General features: G+C 42.8%; 16 protein-coding genes and 1 tRNA gene. 9 read left to right on the top strand and 8 right to left on the bottom strand.

Annotated features, from left to right (window positions below):
• The first annotated feature begins 153 nt into the window (after nt 1-153).
• The 4 genes from GX089_05320 (at nt 154) to GX089_05305 (ending at nt 5,984) form a co-directional block, all read left to right on the top strand.
• On the top strand, nt 154-1,809 hold the full coding sequence (locus tag GX089_05320; GenBank protein NLP01894.1) for a family 43 glycosylhydrolase: 1,656 nt from the start codon (nt 154-156) through the stop codon (nt 1,807-1,809).
• A 268-nt stretch (nt 1,810-2,077) separates the two neighbouring features.
• Nucleotides 2,078-3,163: a site-specific DNA-methyltransferase gene (locus GX089_05315; GenBank protein NLP01893.1), complete on the top strand. Its 1,086-nt coding sequence runs from the start codon at nt 2,078-2,080 to the stop codon at nt 3,161-3,163.
• A 156-nt stretch (nt 3,164-3,319) separates the two neighbouring features.
• Nucleotides 3,320-5,518 carry an ABC transporter ATP-binding protein gene (locus GX089_05310; protein NLP01892.1) on the top strand — a complete coding sequence of 733 codons (2,199 nt, stop codon included), beginning with the start codon at nt 3,320-3,322 and terminating at the stop codon, nt 5,516-5,518.
• A gap of 1 nt (nt 5,519) precedes the next feature.
• Complete coding sequence (locus GX089_05305; protein NLP01891.1) at nt 5,520-5,984, top strand: DUF1854 domain-containing protein; 465 nt, start codon at nt 5,520-5,522, stop codon at nt 5,982-5,984.
• Between the two features lie 17 nt (nt 5,985-6,001).
• Here GX089_05305 and GX089_05300 read toward each other — a convergent pair whose 3' ends face one another.
• Genes GX089_05300 through GX089_05290 form a run of 3 tightly spaced genes read right to left on the bottom strand, consistent with a single transcriptional unit; the run spans nt 6,002 to nt 9,477 of the window.
• Nucleotides 6,002-6,844, bottom strand: coding sequence for a hypothetical protein (locus GX089_05300; GenBank protein NLP01890.1), 843 nt, complete (start codon nt 6,842-6,844; stop codon nt 6,002-6,004).
• A gap of 4 nt (nt 6,845-6,848) precedes the next feature.
• A complete protein-coding gene (locus tag GX089_05295; protein NLP01889.1) occupies nt 6,849-8,729 on the bottom strand; it encodes a protein kinase in 1,881 nt (626 codons plus the stop codon).
• 10 nt (nt 8,730-8,739) lie between these two features.
• On the bottom strand, nt 8,740-9,477 hold the full coding sequence (locus tag GX089_05290; GenBank protein NLP01888.1) for a PEGA domain-containing protein: 738 nt from the start codon (nt 9,475-9,477) through the stop codon (nt 8,740-8,742).
• Nucleotides 9,478-9,718: 241 nt separating this feature from the next.
• Between GX089_05290 and tssK the strand changes: the two genes are divergently transcribed.
• From tssK to tssM, 3 genes are read left to right on the top strand one after another with little or no spacing between them, the layout of a single operon-like run.
• Entirely contained in the window at nt 9,719-11,068 is a 1,350-nt protein-coding gene (gene tssK / locus GX089_05285; GenBank protein NLP01887.1) for a type VI secretion system baseplate subunit TssK, read from the top strand.
• Between the two features lie 9 nt (nt 11,069-11,077).
• Nucleotides 11,078-11,821: a DotU family type IV/VI secretion system protein gene (locus tag GX089_05280; GenBank protein NLP01886.1), complete on the top strand. Its 744-nt coding sequence runs from the start codon at nt 11,078-11,080 to the stop codon at nt 11,819-11,821.
• A gap of 35 nt (nt 11,822-11,856) precedes the next feature.
• Nucleotides 11,857-15,369, top strand: a complete 3,513-nt coding sequence (gene tssM, locus GX089_05275) for a type VI secretion system membrane subunit TssM (GenBank protein ID NLP01885.1) — start codon at nt 11,857-11,859, stop codon at nt 15,367-15,369.
• 5 nt (nt 15,370-15,374) lie between these two features.
• Here the strand turns inward: tssM and GX089_05270 are convergent, their stop codons facing one another.
• Both GX089_05270 and GX089_05265 read right to left on the bottom strand, forming a co-directional pair.
• A complete protein-coding gene (locus tag GX089_05270) occupies nt 15,375-15,830 on the bottom strand; it encodes a hypothetical protein (GenBank protein NLP01884.1) in 456 nt (151 codons plus the stop codon).
• Between the two features lie 117 nt (nt 15,831-15,947).
• Nucleotides 15,948-17,375, bottom strand: coding sequence for a UTP--glucose-1-phosphate uridylyltransferase (locus tag GX089_05265; GenBank protein NLP01883.1), 1,428 nt, complete (start codon nt 17,373-17,375; stop codon nt 15,948-15,950).
• Between the two features lie 394 nt (nt 17,376-17,769).
• Here GX089_05265 and GX089_05260 point away from each other — a divergent pair, with 394 nt between their 5' ends.
• Nucleotides 17,770-19,203: a TolC family protein gene (locus GX089_05260; protein ID NLP01882.1), complete on the top strand. Its 1,434-nt coding sequence runs from the start codon at nt 17,770-17,772 to the stop codon at nt 19,201-19,203.
• Here GX089_05260 and GX089_05255 read toward each other — a convergent pair whose 3' ends face one another.
• Complete coding sequence (locus GX089_05255; protein ID NLP01881.1) at nt 19,204-20,454, bottom strand: nucleoside permease; 1,251 nt, start codon at nt 20,452-20,454, stop codon at nt 19,204-19,206. It lies immediately after the preceding gene.
• 165 nt (nt 20,455-20,619) lie between these two features.
• A complete protein-coding gene (locus GX089_05250; protein NLP01880.1) occupies nt 20,620-21,204 on the bottom strand; it encodes a hypothetical protein in 585 nt (194 codons plus the stop codon).
• Between the two features lie 500 nt (nt 21,205-21,704).
• On the opposite strand from GX089_05250, the gene GX089_05245 reads away from it, so the two are divergent.
• The gene (locus tag GX089_05245; protein NLP01879.1) at nt 21,705-22,889 is read left to right on the top strand and encodes an HD-GYP domain-containing protein; all 1,185 of its coding nucleotides are present in this window, start codon (nt 21,705-21,707) and stop codon (nt 22,887-22,889) included.
• Nucleotides 22,890-22,911: 22 nt separating this feature from the next.
• Here the strand turns inward: GX089_05245 and GX089_05240 are convergent.
• Nucleotides 22,912-22,999, bottom strand: a tRNA-Ser gene (locus tag GX089_05240).
• Nucleotides 23,000-23,072 lie beyond the last annotated feature (73 nt).

Raw genomic sequence — 23,072 nt, 5'->3', positions numbered from 1 at the left:
TAAGCGCTGCTTTTTTTATTTCAAGTTGCGCATCAGAAGAAAGCTTCCTAAAATCTCGTTTTTCCATATCTTGAAAATAAATTATGCCCTATCACTTTGAGCAACATTTAATTGCCGAAGTAATAAACAACGGGTATAAACCGGGAGATCCTTATGAGGTATTATCCATCGTGTATTATTATTTCTGTTCTTTTGGCTGTGGCTTTTGCCGACAATCCCATCATAAACCACTTATACACAGCCGATCCGGCTGCACTTGTCTATAATGACACATGCTACATATTCACAGGGTATGATGAAGGTTCTACAGGATATGTGATGAAAGACTGGTACATTTTCTCATCCACAGACATGGTGCACTGGACAGATCATGGTCCGAGATTAACACTTTCTGATTTCTCATGGGCCAGAGCAGACGCATGGGCCGGACATTGTGTTGAAAAGAATGGAAAATTTTACTGGTATGTACCAGTATCACATAAAACCATAAGCGGTTTTTCCATTGGAGTCGCTGTAGCGGATCATCCACTTGGTCCCTACAAAGATGCAAGGGGATCGGCTCTCATTACAAACAATATGACTACTAATGTAGATATCTCCTGGGATGATATAGATCCCGGGGTGTTTGTGGACACTGACGGGCAGGCGTATCTTTACTGGGGAAATACAAGCTGCAAAATGATAAAACTGAAGAGCAATATGATTGAAACTGAAGGGTCAATTCAGTATATCAATCTCCGGAGCTTTACTGAGGCTCCGTGGGTCCATAAAAGAAACAATACCTATTATCTCAGCTATGCTGCAGAGTGGACTGAATACATCGATTATGCCATAAGCAATTCTCCGTTGGGGCCATGGACATACAAAGGCCGTCTCAATGACCGGGTCCCATCTGAAACAAATCATCAGGCAATAATCGAAATGAAAGGAAGATGGTATTTCATTTATCACAATGCAGCTCTGCCCGGAGGAGGGCCGTACAAAAGATCTGTATGTGTCGATGAACTCTTTTACAATGCAGATGGGACAATTAAAAAGATTGTCATGACTGAATCAGGTATTGAGCAGACTGGAGATGGACCGTTTAAAACAGGCGTTAAGTACCAGATCATTTCCAGACTCAGTAATAAGGCTCTTGATGTCGCGGGTAGATCAGTTTCCGCTGGAGCAAAAATCCAGCAGTTTTCTGCTGATGATCAGGAGGAGAGCCAATTATGGTTTTTTGAACGTACCGGAAATGGAACCTACAAAATTATAAATGAGAAAAGTGGACTGTGTGTGGGTACAGCGGAAAATAGTGTCGATGATCGTGCCAATATTGTACAGAGCTTTTTTACCGGAAACAAAGCACAGATCTGGAAACCTCTGGGAACAGGGGATGGACACTATGCTTTTGTCAATTTAGCCAGCGGAAAGGCTCTTGATGTGCTTGATCTTTCAATGGAAGACAACGCCGACATTATCCTTTGGCCATATTGGCGTTCTGATAATCAGCAATGGTTGCTCAGGGAAGTACTTCCTGCAGTGTCTAATAAGACTGCAATAATAAGTGAACAAAACAGATACTTCTCGGTTTCATTGAATTCAGAAGAATCCAGAGTGCTTCTGAAACAAATTCCCGCCTGCAGCAATCCGGTTCTGGATATCTGTGATCTGCGTGGGAGATCCCTGTGGTCATCTCCATTGAATATCAGAAACAGTGAGACAATTCAGGTTAAATCCGGATTGGATCTGCCTTGTGGAATTTATCTGGTTACAGTAAAAAGCAGTGGAAAAATCATTAGTGCCGGGAAGCTTGTGACTCACTGAGAAAGAACTATCCTCAGGTAAATCTCCGTTTTTTTGTGCCGCATTGAAATAACTGCAAGTCGGGAATGGTGCTCACTGACATCCGATGTGAGCACTGAGTATTATTGAAGTAGCCTGCGCTCCTTCATAGCGTTCATTCAGGTGAGTGGACATTTGTTTCTAAGAAAAATATGCTTCATGATAACATCCGGGTTGGTATTATTTTATGTGAAACAAAAACGGAATCATAATAGATTGTGGGTTATTTAAAATAGTCATGAGCAGAAAAATATTCACAAACCATAAAATCGAATTCTCTGATTCAAGATTGTTATCTGCGATCGAGGATAAATCAGTTGATCTGGTAGTGACATCACCGCCATATCCTATGATCGAGATGTGGGATAGTCTCTTTGGTTCCTTAAATCCGGAAATACGCAATTTACTTAAGCAGGTTAATGGCCCCGGGGCTTTCGAATTGATGAATCAGGAACTCGATAAAACATGGGATGAACTTGCCAGAGTCGTAAAGGATAGTGGATTTGTGTGCATTAATATTGGTGATGCAACCAGGAAAATTGGTGACCAATTCCAACTGTATTCAAATCATTCCCGGATAACATCTAAATTCATTAATCTTGGATTTCAACCTCTGCCGGTAATTCTCTGGAAGAAAACAACCAATGCACCAAACAAGTTTATGGGCTCAGGGATGCTTCCTGCGGGAGCTTATGTCACACTTGAACACGAATATATACTGATATTTCGCAAGGGGGGAAAAAGAGAATTCAGGAATGCTGATGAAAAAAAGTTTCGAAACCAGAGTGCCTTTTTCTGGGAGGAGCGAAACAGGTGGTTTTCTGATTCCTGGGATTTAAAAGGAATCAAACAAGCAACAAATGATGAGAGCGTGCGTGAAAGAAATGCCGCTTATCCTTTTGAGTTGCCTTATCGTCTGATAAACATGTATTCTGTCAAAGGTGATATGGTTCTTGATCCTTTCCTTGGTACTGGCACAACAACATTTGCTGCTATAGCATCAGAAAGAAATTCGATTGGAATAGAATATGACAGGAATTTTTCTTCTGTAATTCTTAGTGGTTTAAAGGATTTTTGTAAAACAGCAAACAGCCTGATAACAAAGAGACTTGAAGATCACATCGTTTTCTGTGAAGAGTACCGGAAAGAAAAAGGTCCTTTTAAATACGAAAACAGATGTTTTAGGTTTCCTGTTATGACAAAACAGGAAACTGATCTTGATTTGAAGCACATTTACAAAATTAACTCTGCAGATTTAAGTAACATAACAGTTGAATACCAGCCAATCAAATTTGTATCCCATACAGTCGAGTCGTCAGTTCCTCCTCTTGCATGACCTCAAAATGACTATCAGGGTCAATTGTATCTTTTATGATTCAGGAATAGATAATCCGCATTAATTAATCCTCGTTTGTACAATTTTGCCCCTTCCCCTCCGTATTTTTTTTCACATTTTGACCATCTCATTTCACCATCTTCAGGATAACTGCCAATGAAAACCGGTGCCCAACTACCTATTGAGATAAAAAGATTGATTAATGGAAAAAGTACCCGTGTTTTGCATGTCCAAAAAACCGATCTGACAGAGGAACGGAGATTCGGCAGGGGCTTTCTGATTCTTACAGATGCAGAGTTGATAACTATAAGCGGAGAAAAAGTGCTCTCTGAAATGCCCCTCAGTGAGCTGAAGCAAGTGAGGATAGATGAGCTTGCAGGGTGTGGAAGGGTAACTGCGGAAACCTCAGAAGGCTTAAAGCATCTTCTGTACTATTCAAATCATCTTGTACCTGAGTTCGCTGATTCAACAAGAATAATAAATCATTTCCTCCATAATAATGAACTTTCAGAGGGAACAATTGAGCATGGATCCCATTGTTCGCGATGCAGTTCACCTCTTCCGGAGCGGGGGAGCAGGTGTCCCCGTTGTGTACCCCGCTTAAAGATACTTAAAAGAATCATTGCTTTGAGTGCTCCCTATAAGATCCGGATCTTTTTTTTGATGCTTGTGACAGGAGCCGGTGTCCTGTTTCAGGTACTTCCACCTTACATCACAAAAAAGATCGTGGATGAAGTTATTGGAAAAGGAGATATACAGAAACTCTACTATTACACCGGAGCCATGATCGGTTGTGGTGTTCTTTACCTTGCAATGCGTCTGATCAGTATCAATCTTACCTCCTGGGTAGGAGCCAGGATAGTAACTGACCTGCGAAGCAGGCTTCACAGTGTGCTGCAGTATCTGAAACTGAGTTTCTTTACAAGGCGGGAACCCGGTGAACTTGTCGGTCGAATCATGCATGACACCGGAGAACTTCAGCAGTTTCTTATCGATGGACTTCCTTCTCTCGTAATAAATGTCATTTCATTTGTGGTTGTAGGTGTAATACTGCTGAAAATCAACTGGGCACTGACCCTTTTTGTTCTGGTGCCTGTTCCGATGCTGATTCTGGGCTCAAGCTGGTTCTGGAGCAAGCTTCGACCTTTGTTCTTGCGTGAAGGAACCATGGTGGGACATCTTTACTCTGTGCTGGGAGAATCACTTCAGGGTTTGCGTGTGATCAAGGCATGCTCCAGGGAACGCCATCGTATTATAATTTTTGATTCTGTAAACAACCGTCTGGCATCAACACAGGTCACAACACAACGTGTTTCAGGAAGCTTCAATGAAACTATGTATTGGATAATGTCCCTTGGGGTGACATTTGTCTGGTTCTTTGCCTCGAAAATGATAACCGGAGGAAAAAGTGATTTTACTATTGGAGACCTTCTGGCGTTTGTGGGTTATATCTGGCTCTTTTATGGCCCTCTTCAGTGGTTTTCAGTCATTCTTCACTGGATGACACATGCTTTCTCGGGTGCAGAAAGAATCTTCGAGGTGCTTGACACTTCACCGGAAAGATATGAAAGCAGTCATTCAGTTACATTGCCTGAAATAAAAGGAAGCATAGAATTCCGTGATCTGCATTTCAGTTACGAACGCGGCAAAGAAGTAATAAAAGGGATCTCCTTCAAAATTGAACCGGGTGAGATTATCGGGTTGATTGGCCGTTCCGGGGCAGGGAAGAGCACTGTTATAAATCTGTTGACCCGCTTTTTCGAGCCCGATTCAGGTGAGATACTCATTGACGGGGTTCCATTGAGCAGAATCAAGCTCTCACAGTTGCGTTCAAACATCGGACTTGTGATGCAGGAATCATTTCTTTTCAATGCTTCGATAGCGGAAAACATCGCCTATGGGATGGAACATGCGAGCTTCAAAGAGATAATCGAGGCTGCGAAGGCTGCCCATGCCCACGAGTTTATTATCCGTAAAAGGGACGGCTATGATACGATTGTCGGGGACACCGGGGAGCGGCTCTCAGGAGGGGAAAAGCAGCGAATCGCTATCGCCAGAGCCATTCTGCACAATCCCCCGATTCTTGTCCTTGATGAAGCAACATCGTCGGTTGACTCAACAACCGAGAGGCACATCCAGGAGGCGATAAACGGGTTGATTAAAGGTCGTACAACAATTGCAATCGCTCACCGCCTCTCGACTCTGCGTAATGCCAGTCGTCTGGTAGTGCTCTCGGACGGGAAACTGGCGGAGATTGGTACTCATGATGAATTGATAGAGAAAAATGGCATATATGCTGATCTCTTAAGATCGCATACGGAAATGAATGCTTTGCAGTCAGTAATGTGGGGTTGATATGCAGGATAATACTTTAACTCTCTATAGAAAACAGGATCAGGTTTTTCTTAAACGAAAAGGGAAAGAGGATACGGCTGTTTCAGTGGCTTGGCTTCGCCCTGTAACAGAAGGAGCGGAAGAGATCTCTCTTATTACTGAGCAGGGGGAGTCTTGCCTTCTCAGCAGTCTCGAACAGCTCGATCCTCAATCACGCAGTATAGCCAGTGAAGAACTGGAAAAGAACTATTTCTATGTCGAAATCCTGTGTCTGATTCGTACAGATGTCAATATTGGGAACAGGTATTTTGAGGCGGACACGGATCGTGGGAGAATCAAATTTGTGGTAAAAAACCCATATGTTGACATCCGTCCCGCAGGTAAAGACGGAGTAATCATCCGCGATTCGGTGGGTAATCTGTATCGGATCAAATCGCTGTCAATGTTAGATGCAAGGTCAAGAAAAGAGTTCGAAAAAGTAATCTGAAACTAGTCAACTGACACTCAGAAAGTAAAAGAAATCCCAAACCCTGCCATTCCTATCAGGCCGACTGCTCCAGAAACTACGGTCAAGGTAAGACTCCTGGTGTAGCGCTTCTCAGCCGAGTCGTACTGATCCCATTTATCGGGTTCAACCGATGTCTCAACCCAGTGCTGGTGGGCGGATCTGGTCTGGTAAGCCGCTATGGCACATGCGGCCAATCCTGTGATTCCCAGTCCAAGTGACAAAAAGCGAATCTTTACAGCACCAATGGACTTGTTCTGCTCCTGATGCGGGGCAGTCACATTCGCGGGAATTGTTACTAAACTGTCAATTTTCGCTTCAATAGCATTGTGTGTAAAAGGTACACTATCAAGGACCGGCAGGATCTTGTCCGCAATGGTAAAATGGAACTGTCCGTTTTGGTAAAAAATTCCATTTTTTATCCGCACATCCGGGCTTTTTGAATTAATACCGAAGACGGAATAGGAGAGTGTGAAGTTTCTGAAGTAAACGGAATCATTTTTTTCCGAGATCAATAAGCCGTTCCAGTCAAAAGGTGCTGCTGCCTGTTCACTGCTTTTATTGTGTACAGAGTCGTTAAATGATGTCAGAATCACCATCTGCTCCGGTGTACCATCGATAACAAGGGTTCCTTCGGCAGTAATACCTGTAAATGGTTTAAAAAGAAGAATGCATCCTGCTTTGATTTCTGCTCTTTTTCCCTCCGGTATTGTGATATCTTCTTCGATCACGTACGGGTTTTTTTCTGCTGTGAACTGAATATCTGAAATATCACCTCTAAGAAGAGTCTGTGGGGATGCTGAAGAAAGAAGAAGAACCGTTAATAAAGCAATATTTCTCATAAGCTTATTCCTTATTTAATGCAGCCAGTTCATCATCCGCTTTTTTAAGACGGAAATGATCAGGGGCTGCGGAATAGGTTCTTTTAACCACGATCCAGGCATTTATTGCCTGAACCCTTGTATTTTCTGTCGGATTTTTGCGGTGTAATCCACTTCTCAGTACAGCAATATTGTAAAGAGCATCTCTGCGTATTTTCTGAGTCTCTCTTACCCGTCCCGGCCTGATCAAAGCCTGCTGATAACACCCCAACGCATCAGTGCTGTTTCCCTGTTTCTCAAAGAGTATCCCGCAGAGATAATGAAACTGGGCATCATGAGATTTCACTTCTTTAACCAGAGAAGAGGCTCTTTTTAGCCTGTTTGTTTCCAGATAAGACTCAAGAAGCATGATTTTAGCATTGTTGCGTTGAGGATGATGGTCAGGGAGATTCTCAAGAGCCAGAATTGCATCATAAAAGGCTTTCTTCTGTATAGCGTTTGAAGCAATTACAAACATATCAGGGTTTTTGTACTTTTTCTTCAGAATATCGACAGGGGAGAGCTCCGGCTTGGTAACAACTGGTTGCTTTATCGGAGTACTTTTGTTCTCATTATGGATGGGATCAACCGGTTTTTTTTCAGAAACAGTATTGATTCCCTTATCCCGCGCCAATGAGTCAGGGTGTAATGCCACAGGAATCTGATTTGTCTGAAAGGTTGTTTTTGTCGTTGAAGCGATTGGTTCTGGAGTTGGCTCTGATAAAGCCGATTTTTCTGGTTTGGTCGAGATAAAAAACAGAAATGCAACTCCCGCAAGAACAGCTCCTCCAATGAAGTAGTATTTCCGGTGCAGCCTTGAGATCCTCTTTTGTGGAGGCCTGACAGTTAAGGAACCTTCCAGGTACTCTGCAAGAACAACCTCAGGGCTGTCCGGAGTAATTGATTTATGAACGATGTTCAATTTGTCAAGCAGTGCCTTTGCACTGTCGTAACGCTCCTGTTTCTCAAAATTAAGGCACTTTTGAGAAATTCTGGAAAGCTCCGGAGAGATATCAAAGGCATATTCAGAGAACTTTCTGAACTCATTGCTTATTCTTTTTTTCATAAGTTCGGTTATGGATTCCTGGGGGAATGTTTTTTCCCCGGTCAGCATCTCATACAGAATAGCCCCAAGGGAGTAGATATCAGTGCGGCAGTCAACTTCCCCTCCGTTCATCTGTTCCGGAGAAAGGTACTGGATTGTACCTACAATACTGCCATCGATGGTATGAAGGCTCACTTCAGTCGGTCTGGCAATCCCAAAATCCATCAGGCGCACTTCGCCTTTTTCAGAAATCATGATATTTGCCGGTTTCAGATCACGGTGAATCACTCCGTGATAGGTTTTTCCGTAAATAAGGATTTCAAGGCTGTGGGCGTAATAAAGTGCCCTGGAGACAAGAATCATTATAGAACTGCAAACTTCGTCTGGTAGTTTTCCCTTTTCCCTTATCAGCTCTTCGAGAGATTTACCATTTACATACTCCATTTCAATGTAGGGCAGTCCATTCCATTCTCCAACGTTGTAGATTTCAACTATGTTGGGATGGTGCAGTTTTGCGCTTATCTTCACTTCTGTTTCAAAACGGTTCTTAAGATCGCATCTGTCGGGTTTTAATATCTTAACAGCCCTGAAAACCTCCAGTTTTTCATTCCACACTTTATAAACCTTAGCCATTCCCCCTGATCCCAGGACGGAAGAGATTATTCCCGAACCAATTTTTACCTGCTCATCCTCCCTGGGAAGTACAGCGGAATCCCCATTTATTTCCCACAGGCGTGTTCCTGACAGAGAGCATTGTTCGACGCAGGTCTTTTCAACCGGTTTTGTTTTTTCCTTATTTTCCTTGTTTGCATTGGTATCCATAAAATTTCCATCAGAAAAAAGCTACAATTTCAAGTCCTATTAGACAGGCAGATCCGATTGTTATACCAAGAATTGAACAGAGTGAAGCAACATCGGAATCAGCTTTGTACTTATCATCAGCTGTCAACTTGTACTGGTCCGTATATTTTTGCCGCAAACCTTGTTCTATAATAGCCCAGACAAAGCCTCCTGCTGCTGCGGCTCCAAGTGAGAGGCGGATCAAAGCTTTTTTATTTAAGATCTTTTCCCGCTCCAGAGATTCATTCAGGCTCACTGTATCCCCCTGCTTAATAGTGATACTTCGGGATAGCGGGTTGTATCTGGTATCAGGATGCTGGATCTGGAGAGAGTATTTGCCGGGATTCATGAATTCATTTACCAAAGGGGTAGTGCCAAGTTCAGTTGAGAGAAATACTTTCGCACCCTGTGGAACAGAAGAAACTTTCAGATAACCGAATCTGGAGTCGATCTTTTTTTCTATAATCGTACGAGTGTTTCTTGTAATTGATATCTGCTCAGAAAGGCTTGACCGCTGTAGTGGATCCACAAGTTTGATCTGATAAGTGCCTTCAGGCATCTTTTTATCGATAACAGGTGAGAGGCCAAGAAAGTCATTATTTATCCAGACCTCGATACTTTCAGGTTCCGTTATCACAGAAAGCATCCCTGCATCAGAGCAGAAACTGAATTTCACAGTAGACAAAACCAGAAAAACAAGAGTGCGCAGAATAAGGGTTTTTCGGCCCATTACAGCCCCTTTCAATGTCGAAACAGTTTGGGCAATAATTTCGACAAACTCAGGAATAAGGATGGTTAATCCCTGAAAACCTGAAAAAACTACCGGAAATAAAGATTGTGATTTTTACAATTGGAAAGATGTGTTTTTAATATATATATTTCTGCCATTACCTTCCATCAGTTTTTTTCTCTCTCGTTTTTTCTCATTTCTCAATTCATTTTTCCGGAAATCTTCATCCCGGGGAGGGTTGATGTTTCAGAACAATAAGGTTATCTGGAAAGAGGGGATCTTCTTACAGCCTCAGCATTTTCAGCTTTTAGAGAGATTCCTTTTAGGAACACTGAATGCCAGGATTGTTTCAGAAAACCCCTGTTTTTACGGTCTTACAGAGATAGCTCTTGATGAGGATGCATTATCAAACGGGACACTGGTTCTGAGGAAGTGCTCAGGAATTCTTCCTGACGGAACTTGTTTCTCGATTCCTCGCGATCACTCTGCACCACCCTCAAAGACACTCTCGGATCTTTTCAGCCATCAAAAGCAACACCTTGATTTTTACCTGGGTGTCGCTCTTGTTAAAGAGGGAAAATGCAGTGTGGGGTATGAGCAGAGCGATACCCCTTCAAGGTTCCGCTCCTTCATTGAAAAGGTACCCGATGAGGTCACTGGTGGTGATCCAAAGGAGATAGAACTGGGGAATCTTAACTTCAGGCTGTTTCTTGAGGGGGAACCACTCGATGACTTTTCGTATGTCATAGCCGGAAGAATTAAACGCAATGCGGATGGGAAGTATGTGCTGCAGGAGGACCGCATTCCTCCGCTTCTGAGAATAGATGGTTCCAGATTTCTTATGAACAACTTAAGGAGCCTGCTCGAACTTCTGTATGCCAAAAGCTCTGAAATATCCGAAAAGCGGAGCCAGTTGAAAGGCGGGATGGCGAAGTTTTCTTCATCCGATGAGTCTTTATACAGACTCCTTGAGCTCATAAACAGCTATACTCCGCTGCTTGATCATTATTACTCTGCAGCATCTGTTCACCCGTTTGAACTCTTTAAACTTCTCACTATGTTCTCTGGTGGAATGAGTGTGTTTTCCTCAGAGATAAGCCTAAAGAGTTTCCCAAGGTACGACCACCAGCAGATCTGGGCATCGCTGGGATCTCTTATAGAGATAATTAAGAAAGTGATTGATACGGATCTTTCAGCTGGATGTATAAGGATTCCCTTTGAACAGGCCGAACCATCAATTTACGTGTGCAAGGTAAAAAATGAGCGGCTGTTCTCAGAAGCACGGTTTTTTCTTGGTGTATCTGCAGGGGATATACCGGAAAAGGAGCTTATTGTAGGGTCATTACAGAGAATAAAAATGAGCTCGCGTGACCGCCTCGAACTGCTGATCTCTTCGGCTCTGCCAGGATTACCCCTCCTGCATGTAGCTAATCCTCCTGAAAGTCTGCCTAAAAAACAGGGGTTTGTTTATTTCTGTCTCGATCAGCAGGATCGGATATGGGATGGGATGCGCAGTTCAGGCACAATAGCGTTTTATTTCCCTCATTCGTATCCGGAACTTAATGTTGAGCTGATAGCTTTAAGAGAATAGGGTATTTCTATGATACCATCATTTACTGAAACAATCGCTTCTCAGACATCGAATCTGGACCTGACAACAATGAGCAGTTCCCGAAGTTCATTGTCGTCACTTTGCACCGATCTGCTCCTCATCGCAATAAGGATGAAGGAGGCTGAGGATCTTGGTGAGCCTTCTGCCCTTAGGAAACTGATAAATCACTATCTTGAACTTTTCAGGAAAAACTGTGAGTTGTCGGGAACCGGTCCGGAGAAGATCCATGATACTCAATATGCACTGGTTGCTCTTCTCGATGAAACTGTGCTCAGTTCTCCTGGTGCCTGCCGGGACTACTGGATCACAAGGCCTCTTCAGCTCGACATTTTCGGAGACAATATAGCAGGTGAGGAGTTTTACCGCAAACTCAAGAAACTGCTCCTCAATCCGGAAAAAAACTTAGAAGTACTTGAAGTGTATTATCTCTGTCTTTCTCTTGGTTTTGAAGGGAAGTACAGAATCTGCGATACAGCGGAAAGAATCGAATTGATTCAGAATCTCGGACAGAAAATAAGATCCATGAGGATGAACAGCTCTTGCGGACTCTCTCCTCATGGCATGGTAACAGGGATCGAAACGTTTTCCAAAACTGAATTTCCACTTTTTCCTCTATGGGTATCGGCGCTTATTCTGGTTTCGACGCTCTCTCTGTTCTGTGCAGTGATTTATATGTCCATCCATGAACAAATGAAATCCCTGATTGAAACACTGGGGAAAATGGTGAACTAGGGTGGTCTCCTGAGAAACAGGTAGGAGATAGTATAATGAGATTGGGTTTGCAGATGTTAAGTATTCTTTTGTTGTTGCTGCTATCAAGCGGGCTTGTGCTGCTTGCTTCTGCATTGAAATTGAAGCCCATGGTACTTTTGCTTATCTTAGGGGTTGCATTCCTTGTAATATGTGCTGTGTGGTTGATTATAAAGCGCAGGATTTTTTTTCGGATTTTTAATAAAAAACAGACTCGCAGCATTTTCCAGGAGAACAGTCAAAATATTCTGAAAGAAACCAGGGAGGCTGTCAAACGCTACACTGATACAGTCAACAGGAAAGGGATTTTTAAACGAAGCACTCTTTATGACCGGCCCTGGTTTTTAATCTGCGGTGGGAAAGGTTCTGGAAAAAGCACTCTGCTTAAAGGTTCAGGGCTTTCTTTTCCCATGATGTATCCATCTGAAAAGGATGGTTTACTTCTTGAAAAAGAGGAGAGATTGAGGTGGTATTTTGCAAATGAAAGTGTCTGGATCGATTCTCCCGGTGGATGGATGCAGGAGAGTGATTCTGATAACTGGATGGCTCTGGCTTCAGCATTGAAAAAAGCACGGCCCCAAAAACCTGCAGACGGTGTGGTACTGGTTGTGGATACCAATGAGATTCTTGCGGCTACTGATCAATCAATCAAAAAAATGGCCTCAGGAATAAGGAGCCGCATTGATGAACTCCTGATTCGGTGGGAGGTGGAAGTTCCGGTTTACCTGCTGTTCAATAAAACAGACTTGATCCCGGGATTCCGCGAGTTTTTCGGGGGAACAGGAAAGGATCGTATTTTCGGGGCTACTCTGAGATTAAAAAGAAACAGTGTTGCAGGTATTGAGTTTAACAACGAGTACAAAATTCTTTGCAAAACATTATCAGACCTGCGTCTTGAGAGACTACACAAAGAGAAAAACGCCTCCGCAGGTAGAATGATCTGCAGATTCCTGATTCATTTCGAAAGCATTCAGAAAAAACTGGGATATCTGACAGTTGAGTTATTCAAAGATTCCAGTTATGGCGGAAAACCCATTTTCCGGGGGTTTTATTTTACAAGCTGTACAGCTAAAACAAAAACACCTGCTAAGAGGACTGTCAGCAGTCAGACAATTATTAATCATCCATTGAATCCTGATCGGGAATTTATTTCAACTGAAACACATCAAACCCATTCTGATACTGACAACACTGTTGATTCTGCTTTTGTTCTCCCATTGTTTCGTGAAATAATGGTAAAGGATAAATCGCTGGTCAGGGTAACTCAAAAAGGGTTTCGGCGCAGAGTATTTAATCATTACCTGATTACAGGATTGATGTTCCTGAGTTGTCTACTGATTGGAATGTTTCTTCTGAAATCATGGCGAAATTCACAAAGATTGTTTGCAGAGATCGAAAACTCAATAAGCTTTGACTTGACCGGAAAGGATAATATCACTGAGCACTATGAGGCAATTGAATCATTGAGGGATGCTCTTGATGATCTGACAAGGGGATCGTTTCTTAAAACCTGGCCGTTTTACCGGGAGAGTAAGAGAATCGCTGCTGATCTCAGGAGAATTTACTTCAGGCTCGCAGAAAATCTCATTATTTCGCCGGCTGTAAAATACCTGGAATATGAAATAAAAAGGCTCACTCAGTCTTATACTGTTTCGGGCGGAAGAGATTATAATGAACTGTATACTTTTTTGAAAGCGTATCTCAGTCTTTCTGAAGAGATTGCGGGCAGGGGAGAACTGATTGATACTGCGATGCTAAGGCCGGTCTTGGTAAGGGCTGTTGCTGCGACTATTCTTCAGACATCAAATTCACAGAGATTACCATCAGGCGTTGAAACTCTGTTAAATAATAATGCCTATGCACTGCTTTACTGTTTGAAAAGAGGGGAATTGATGCCCGTACAGAGGAATCAGGAACTTGTTGCCGCTGCGCGGAAATGTCTCTCGAGAATCCCTGGTGCCGATGCACTTTACAGTAAGGCAGCAGGGGAGATTATCGGTGAATTGCCGAGGATAACCCTCAAGGATCTATTAGGGAACTCAGGAGAGGGACTGCTGCGTTCTTCCCGTTCTGTCAGTATCTTCTATACACAGGAAGGTTTTGACCAGTATGTCGATAGGATCATCGAAGATGTTTCTGATAACCCTTTCAAGACTGACTGGGTTGTAAATGTTGGTGAAGAAAAAGTGGATTCCGACAGGAAGAATCTTAAGGCGGGGGTTCTTTCTGCATACCTGAAGGATTGCAGGAATCAATGGCTCGGTTTTCTTAACAGTGTAGATCTGGAGACAACTGGTGACATCAGACATTCTGCGAATATTTTAAATAAACTCTCAGGGGAGTACTCTGAAATCGGTTTACTTTTCTCAAAAGTCGCCGAATATGCGGTAATCGATGATAAAAAGAAGATTGGGCAGGAGAGGCCTCTGATTTCGGAAATACATGGAAAGGTGAAAAAGCTGAAGGATGCAACTGCTCAGAGCCCGATAAAGCTGTTCACTTCTGATGATTCCCTGCATTTTGAGGAGCATAACCGCTATTTTAGAAGATTAAGATCCTTTGCAAATTCGAACAATGGCCCGGAAAGTGGTCTGGCAGGATACAGGAACCGGATGGCAGTTCTGGCTCAACAACTTTTAAAAATAGCAGAAAATGGAGGAAGCAGTGCCCCCGACGTTTTTAATGGTAAAGAGGATGATCCCTTGTACAACTGCATGAGATTCTCTGAGAGATGTCTTGGTTTGTTTCCTGATGAGATGTCGCTGTCGATCAGAAAAATATTGATGCGTCCCCTGTGGTTATCCTCAAGCGCCGTTACCCGGACAGTAGAAGAGGCATTGAATGTTTCATGGAAATCAGAAGTCGCCGGACCATTCAATAACAGGTTGAAAGGCCACTATCCATTCGCAAAGAATGGAACCGATGTCTCTCTTGATGAGGTAAGGGAGTTTTTCCACCCTGTCAGTGGTACTTTCTGGGGCTTCTTCAATAGAAAACTCTCCAGTCACGTAGTTAAAACTCATTCCGGGTGGAAGGAGAAAAACGGGGGCAGTATTGATATCACACTTGACAAAAACCTGATTTCTTCACTTGCCGCTGCGGAAAGAATCAAAGATTTCCTGTTCAGATCTGATGGTTCTCCAAGAATATTCAGTGTAAATTTCGGATCCTCTCTGAATAACAGGAACAGAGCGGCTTTTTCCTATGGAGAGTCAGAACACGCTCTGTTGCCAGGAGGAAAACCGATCCTGTTCAAGTGGCCGGCTGAAAAGAGTGTTGCTTTGAGAGTGGAGGCAGGAAGCGGCGGTCATGAATTTGTATATAAGGGTGACTGGTGCGTTTTAAAACTATTTGGTTCCTCCAGAAAACGGGAATCCAGTGCGAACATCCTGAGAGCCGGATGGCAGTTTAATGTGCAGAACATGTACATGGTATTCTTTGATGCCAGAATTGAATCTTCGGGCGAGATTGCTATCTTTGAAGATTGTTTCAGCGGTTTTGTCTGTCCTGAAATGATATGCAGGAAGTGAAGATGTTATGAATGTTTTGAATTCATGTATTCTTTTACAATTCTTACAAACCTGTAAAGAGAACTGATTGTGCGTGCGGAGACTGGAAGCCAGCTTGGATTGTGAATTACCGGTCCCATAAAGGATGTCTTGCGGATTTTGTCCGCCAGATCCATTATCACCTCTATCTGTTTGACATTTAATTCAAGAACCAGTCTGCCCTGAACTGAATCTGCGCTGCCCTCATAAATATCTACCAGGTCAGTGATTTCCTGGGTGATAGGGAAATTTCCTGAGAGTTCGATTCTGAAATTATCGCGTTTTTTAACAATGCAGAATATGTTACAGAACTCATTCAGTTTGTCATTTTCATCCTGATCATCGATCTGTATAGAAACATCAGCGGAGATTCTGTCAGGCAAGGCCAATGTGTGACGGCTCTCGTATGCGTCTAAAAGGTATTGGCGAAGACGATGAGACATAATTTTAATCTGCGAAAAAATCTCTGCACCGGGTAATCTTACCTGGTGCAGACTTGATCTTTTGAAAGGATACCTTTTAAAGATACTTCAGCAACTGTGCCTCAGTCCAGTTTCCTTTTAATCACAAGAGGAGTTTTGCCCCAGGCTCTTTTCCCTAATATTCAGGTCGCTTTCGATCAGAGTGTTTTCGGGTATGATCGCCTGATTCCGGCTTGAATTGGAGATTTTGATCGATCCCTTAATTTTTACGTTTTTCCCAAACCGGACATCCCCGACAATATCCAGGGAATCGCATTCCTTAAGAGAGGGAGCCCCTGAAGGAAAATGCAATTGTAACTGATCGAACCTGGAATAGTGTTCTGGGTCGAGGTTGATGCTGGCATTGCAGTTTTTCCTGTCGGGATTACATACGATTTTATAGTCATCGGTAAGAGTGTAGTAATCAGACCATAATAGAAGCAGTTCCTCGCAGTTCTTCACAGGAACGAACCTGGAACGTGGTACCCGGATAGCGGATGCCTTGTCGAACACTGAAATTGCTGTTCCCATCGCTGACTCCAACTGGTAAACATCTGGAGAATTGGGATCAACAGGGTTCAGTTTCTTTTCATTTCTGATCATTGGAAGTTCTAGAACGTTGTTGTTCCTTTGCAGCAACTCATTAAGGGCTGGTAGATTGATCCAGAGATTGTTTGTATTGAAGTAGGAATAACGGTTTATATCACGGAAGTGTTTTATTTCTTCTGGTGGGCATTGTGCTTCTTCACGAAGGACCAGGTTGCCGTTTTTATATCGGGCCAGATGTCCGCCTTTACGATCCATCCATGTCCGATCTGTGACCTCCATGAGAAACGAGTATCCTTTTTGTGCAAAGTAACCCAGAATAATAAAATCCATAGTGGATCCGAGATTATCGATGTTGGAAACAAATGCGTATTTGTAACCTGATTCAAGCAGCTTTTCAAGGACACCCGATGTGGAAAGCGATGAGATGATATCGCCATGCCCGGGAGGATTCCATTCAAGTTTGGGATCTGAGGGATATTGTGCCGGAGCAAGTGACGATTTTAAAATCTTAGGAAACATGTGCTGAATAAAGGACTGCGGCAGTGAACTTTTCAGGTCCGGATACCTTTCCAGCGCATTGCAGGTATCGTACTCTGTTTTAAAACTGTTCATTAAGATAAGCGGTATGGAGAATCCGGCCTGCTTACTGAGATTAAGAATTTGATTAGCAGTTATGTCGAGAAAGGAGAGGCCGTTTTTCACCGTGATCAGAGACTTTGGCCCCTGAAGACCCATCGTTGTCCCAAGCCCGCCATTGAGTTTAATAACAACCGTCTGCCTGAGAAAATCCCATCCGGATTTTTGGTATTTTTCAAGAGTATTATACTCAGCGATATCACTTGTATCTATGGACTCGATTTCCTGCTCACAGATAAAACCTGTCTTCCCGGTTTGAAGTTGGGAATAGAAATGGATAAACTGATTTATTGCAGCACTGGGAAGGTTGTTTCCCTTCATCTTTGCTAAGAATAGTTCCATTGTATTCATCTATAGATTATAATGTTCAGGCATTTTTTTTTAGGATAATTATTCCCAGATTCTCTTCAGGCCTCTGGTCTTAGTAATAGCAAAAAACGGTGCATAGTACCGTATGTTTTAATCACTTAACCTGGATAGGCTAAAGTGTAGAATATACTATTGGTACCGAGGTTTTTAAACCCATTTCCGCCGATCAGCTTAAGCTGTTATTTACAGACATCAGGCACCTTTAGCAACGAGCACTTTTATAAGTAATGATTCTTGCATGCATTTTATTGTGAGCAATAAGTAAATTTCATTCTTAAAAACAGCAGTGTCAGCAATATTCGACATCGCGGGGCAGTTCAGTGCATGTATGCAGGAAAAACGGACATTACTGGTTTAAGAGGTAAATGTGCATAGATCAAAATTTGCCGGCATCAGAGCCGAAAAGATCTTTTTCCTTCTCTTAACCGCGACAATCTGCCTGCATGCCCGTGTCTTTACCCTTGATAAGCTTCTGGAAGAGGTGTTGAAAAACTCCCGGGAGCTCAGAACAATTGAGCTTGAAATTGAAAATGCCGATGAGGAAGTGCAGATAACGATGAGTGGGGCGATACCACAGGTTTCAGCATCGTTAAACCTGAGCCACTCCAACTCCTATTACCCCTTATCCTCTGCTGACCACAATAACATCAGCTCATCACTGCAAAATGCTCTCCTTGATACCGCCACAGGGATTCTCTCTTATGATCAGTTCGATTATGCAACCACACTGATGTCAAAGTCATTACTGTTCTTAAGCGATGTAATGAAGACCCCTTCCAATTCTGTCGCTGCTTCCATAACCGTTAATCAACCACTTTATGCCCAGGGAAAAGTATTCTATGGGGTTAAGATCGCAAAAGCACACCAGAGAACTCTTTTGTGCAAACACTTCCAGGAGAAAATGAGAATTAAAGCAGATGTGACGATCCTTTTCTACAATGCTTTACTGGCACAGAAAAATGTCGAAATTGCCTATGAAGGGATTACTCTGGCAGAAGGAACTCACAATCTGGCTGTAGTTACTCACTCTGTTGGAAATGCCAGTGAACTGGACACCCTCAACTCCAGGCTGCACCTCGAGAGCGCAAGGATAGAATTGAAGAAGGCTCAAAGTGACCAACGAATCGCCTACGAAACCCTTATCACTAAAACCGGTATCGCCGAATCGCCATCGACATTTTCTGTTGAAGGTGAATTCCCCCCTCCGATCTTTGAATTGACTCTCGAAGAGGTGGTTGATAAAGTCAGGAAAAATAACCCCAATCTGGAACAGTTGAGAGGCTTAGCTGAAATTCAAAACCTGCAGATCGAAATGGTTAAAGGAGATTATTTTCCTGTTGTCTTCGCAGGAGCTTCTGTCGCAAGAATCGGACAGTTCGATAACCTCAGGGATTTTTCAAGTACCTACTGGGGCAATGACAGTAAAATATTTCTAGGCCTGAACTGGAACATCTTTACCGGCCTCTCAAGGAATCACAAATTTCGGCAAGCAAAAAACAATATGCTGATGTTCCAATTGTCTGAACAGCAGACACTGGAAAACCTGGATCTCCAAACCCGCAGAGCTTACGAACAGGTGATTATCAGCCGGGAATATCTCGGGGTTGCAGAAAGTGTAATCTCTTTAGCTGAGAAAAGCTATTCTATCGCCAGGAAAGCTTACGAAATTGGAAGCAAAACTCTTCTGGAATATCAGGATGCCGAGTTTAGACTTAATAAGGCGAAAACCGAAATGAACAGCGCTCTTTTTAAGTTTCATACTGCAGTGATTAATCTCAAGTTTCTCATGTCAGAGCTCTGATTAAACGATTCCTGATTCAACTACAGGTTTTTCTCTTAAAACCTGCTCTCCTGGTTTCAGATGATGATCTTTGATAAGAAGCATCACTCCAATAAATCCTGATACTGAAAGCACCATCGGGATTGCCCAGAATAGAGGATAGTAAATACTGCCTTCACCAGGCAGACTGGAAAAATCAGCAGCGAATCCAGCAAGCAGACTTCCAGCGAAACTGCCTATCCCGCCATTGAGCATCGCTGATAACTGGTGCGCCCCGGCACGGGAGTATTTGTCACTTCTGCTGTCTAGGAATATCATGGCAGGGATGAAGAAGCAAGCATATGTCAGACCATGAAGCGCTATTCCGGCAAAAAGTATCGCTTCGCTTGTCTCAGAGAAGAAAATCGCGAATCTTACTATCTCAAAGAGCACTCCAGCCAGCAGTATCTTTTTTAAAGAAACTCTCTTGAGAAAATAGCCCAGTACGGCCAGCCCCAATATCTCTGGTATCTGGCCGATACTTAAGATCGGCATCACTGAGTTCTCGCTGAACCCGAATGATTTAATAAAAGGCGCAGCTCCAAAAATATAAAATCTATCTACAAATGTAATTATGAGTGATAAAAGGGAGATACTGAGCACTTCCGGTTGTAAAAGTACCTTTATTGAATTAATAGGTAAAAGCACTATCTTCTCGTTTTTCCTGACCAGCCCTACTGGAAGGAATAGAGAATATATGCCAAGAACCACAGAGGAGATTACAGCTACATGAAGAGCGATTCTCAGATCTCCTGAGCCGAATCTTACCCACAGGAAACTTATGGCCCATGCTGAGACAAACCACCCCAGTGTTCCCCATAACCTTATTCCTCCAAAACTCTTTGCCGCATCAGCAGAGTGGTGGAATGTGATCGCTGCGGTAAGTGCAAAAGTAGGTCCGATTATTGACCAGTAAACCATGTACAACAAAAGTACCGGTACAAAATCCTTCTGAACAGTAAAAACCATCATCACTGCTGCACCGGTGAAATGAGAGATTGCCAATAAGCGCTCTGCGCTGATTAGTCTGTCTGCGATAAAGGCGTTCAGTACAGGGGAGATTATCGATGAAACAGCAGATGTCGCCAGGATCCATCCAACCTGGGTACCTGTGAAATGCAGATAATCTTTCAGGTAGAGGCTTAGAATGGGGATCGTACATCCATTCACAAACAGTTCAAGAAACATCATCGTGCTTAACTGAAAGTAACTTGATCTGCCCGATTTACCCATTTTTCGCCCGCCAGCTTTTCAGGGATGAATGAGTATACAATATGAATGTGAGAAATCAAAGAGGAAACGCTTGCAGACAACGACGCTAAAGGCAAATAGAGGGAGGTTTTTTAAGCACAGATTAAAAAGGTCTTTTAATGCTTGATACTTTCAACATCTGGGGCTTTAGCTTTTGCTCAGACTCCTGATGGCTTCCAGAAGTGCGCTTTCCAGTGCCCCGCGCATTACCTCCTCAGCGTATTTGCTGGTGTCCATCGCAGTTTTGGAATTCTGGCTCTCAACCATCATACGACGGGTGTTTTCAGCAGAAAACGGATCAACCAGTGTCACTTCCAGTTTTACGTGACCATCAATCGTCTGGGTAAGCAAATGGGAGGTTTCTTTTATGGAAAAGTCTTTTATTTCAACCTGAATTATAAATGTAGAGGAACTTGGGTCTGGAGCCAGAACTCCTTTGCTTGAGAATAGTCCCTGAAGAGACTTTTTAATGGAAAGGGGAGAGGAACAGAGTATAGGAGCCTTGGTTTTTCTTCCGGTTCTGGTAAACCCGATCGTATCCACACCTTCTTCATCGGAACTTCCATTAACTGTTCCCACATAGAACTTAACCGAGGAAGAGATGTTTGGAAAAGAATCGAAGGCCTGTAGCGAGGGATCGATTTTTAGAAACTGAAGTTTCGGGGATGCATTGCCGGATAAAACAAAAACCAGAAGGAGGGCTGTGGCTGTAAAGTGGTGAGAATTAAGCATTTGCGAAGTTCCTTTGATGTTGATCTTGAGTTAAGCCGGATGATGTTTTTAAATAGAGTTACAGTTCAAATATAATACCTGTAAGTCTGATAAGTCTATCCGGGATATTCCGGATTGAGGTTGAATGGTTGTACTATCTCTGAGGTGATTTTTAACCTTTGTGGTGAAATAGTGACTTAGGGTATCAAATCACTGGGTTACCTTGAGAGAAGAAACAGTGGCTTAAGAGTTAAAGCATGAAAGAATCTGTAGAGGTATGGCTGTTTGAGATGCTAACTCGCTGAAAATTCAGAAAGAAGAAACGGTGCTTTAAGAAGTTAATCGAAGTGAAATCATGACTATAAACGTAATCATTAACCATCTTTTGAAAATTTCCTTAAATCGTATGCTTGAAGAATCATTTCAAATTTGTTGATTAAGTATTATTGACTCACTATATTTTAATTATTATGGATCATCGTAAAAAAATCCACATCGAAAAGTTGCTGCCTGGAATGTATGTGGAAAACGTGTTGAATGAGGAAGAGATATTTCTTTTCTCAGCAGACCAGCTCATTTCAGGGTACCATCAAATTGACTTTTTAAAGCGTCAGGGTGTTGCCATCGTTTATATCAATACCATCAAAGGCAAGGATATTAAAGATGAAGAAACTCTGAGTGATGGTAAATTACACAATACTGCCAACCCGGAGCAGCCTCTCCCTGAGTTAAAGAAAGCAAATGAGGTGCTATCAGTTCGCAATAGGACCATTAGCACAGTAAAGCAAATGATGCTTGATATCAAAGCCGGAAAATTGCCCTCGGTTCGCAGTATTTCCGGAATTGTTGATGAGATGATAAATCAGGTTCTGGAGAATCCGGATACCTGTTTCGGACTCTGCCAGATTAGCTCTTATAGCGACCGGCTGTATATCCATTCTGTGAATGTCGCGGTTTTGATGATCGGTTTGGCTTCGGAATTGGGGTATTCAAGGGAGAAAACTCTACAGGCTGGTATCGGCGGGATATTTCATGACCTTGGAAAAGTAAGGCTTCCAGAAGAACTGATCTTTTTTGAGGGGGCTTACACTAATGAAGAACTGAATCTTGTTAAAAAGCATCCACAATATGCACTTGAGATGATAGAAAAGAGTTCTGAGGTCCTGCCAAACTCTTGTCTGGACATTATCGGACAGCATCATGAGAGGTTGAACGGAAGCGGTTATCCTCAAAAGCTCAAAGGCAGCCGGATAAACGAGATGGCGTTTATTTGTGCGGTATGTGATGTATATGATTCACTTACTTCAGAGGGGTTTCGCAGAAAAGCATGTATTCCCCAGGAGGCGCTCGCTCTTATTTTCCAGGGAGCGGATGATGAATATCCGAGGAAAATTGTGGAGCATTTAATAAAGCTTCTGGGTATTTATCCTGTAGGTAGTCTGATTGTTTTAGAATCAGGGGAGATAGGGGTTGTAACAAAAATAAACAGAAATAACCTGTTGCTGCCACAGGTGGCGATTCTATTCGACAGTAAGGGAGGAAAAATTTCAGTTCCCTTTGTCCGGGATCTCTCAAAATCAAACCATGAGAGGGAAAGAGAACAGTGGAAAGTTAAAGGAACTCTGGATCCGGAAGATTATGGCATTGAACCGGTTGATTTTATTATGCCGGAAAGTGCTATGAAAAATGCGGCCCTCAGCCGGTAAGACAGTGGAGATGATGAGAAAACGGAGGGGAGAGGATTCGAACCTCCGGTAGGGTGACCCCTACGCAGGTTTAGCAAACCTGTGCCTTAAGCCAGCTCGGCCACCCCTCCAGACAATCATTTCAAATTGGCTTTTTAATATAATTATTTCTGACGGAAGAAACAAGAAAACTATCTGGGAGAG

The sequence above is a fragment of the Fibrobacter sp. genome (genome assembly GCA_012523595.1).
Classification (GTDB): domain Bacteria; phylum Fibrobacterota; class Chitinivibrionia; order Chitinivibrionales; family Chitinispirillaceae; genus JAAYIG01.
Note: the sequence above shows the minus strand (reverse complement) of the source record. Positions and strands in the feature narration are given on the sequence as shown.

Bases quoted from the DNA above. Each gene is read 5' to 3' on its own strand.
- GX089_05310 (NLP01892.1), top strand. From the start codon at position 3,320: ATGAAAACCGGTGCCCAACTACCTATTGAGATAAAAAGATTGATTAAT.
- tssK (NLP01887.1), top strand. From the start codon at position 9,719: ATGTTTCAGAACAATAAGGTTATCTGGAAAGAGGGGATCTTCTTACAG.
- GX089_05280 (NLP01886.1), top strand. From the start codon at position 11,078: ATGATACCATCATTTACTGAAACAATCGCTTCTCAGACATCGAATCTG.
- GX089_05305 (NLP01891.1), top strand. From the start codon at position 5,520: ATGCAGGATAATACTTTAACTCTCTATAGAAAACAGGATCAGGTTTTT.
- GX089_05300 (NLP01890.1), bottom strand. From the start codon at position 6,844: ATGAGAAATATTGCTTTATTAACGGTTCTTCTTCTTTCTTCAGCATCC.
- GX089_05265 (NLP01883.1), bottom strand. From the start codon at position 17,375: ATGGAACTATTCTTAGCAAAGATGAAGGGAAACAACCTTCCCAGTGCT.
- GX089_05320 (NLP01894.1), top strand. From the start codon at position 154: ATGAGGTATTATCCATCGTGTATTATTATTTCTGTTCTTTTGGCTGTG.
- GX089_05255 (NLP01881.1), bottom strand. From the start codon at position 20,454: ATGGGTAAATCGGGCAGATCAAGTTACTTTCAGTTAAGCACGATGATG.
- GX089_05250 (NLP01880.1), bottom strand. From the start codon at position 21,204: ATGCTTAATTCTCACCACTTTACAGCCACAGCCCTCCTTCTGGTTTTT.
- GX089_05295 (NLP01889.1), bottom strand. From the start codon at position 8,729: ATGGATACCAATGCAAACAAGGAAAATAAGGAAAAAACAAAACCGGTT.
- GX089_05270 (NLP01884.1), bottom strand. From the start codon at position 15,830: ATGTCTCATCGTCTTCGCCAATACCTTTTAGACGCATACGAGAGCCGT.
- GX089_05290 (NLP01888.1), bottom strand. From the start codon at position 9,477: ATGGGCCGAAAAACCCTTATTCTGCGCACTCTTGTTTTTCTGGTTTTG.
- tssM (NLP01885.1), top strand. From the start codon at position 11,857: ATGAGATTGGGTTTGCAGATGTTAAGTATTCTTTTGTTGTTGCTGCTA.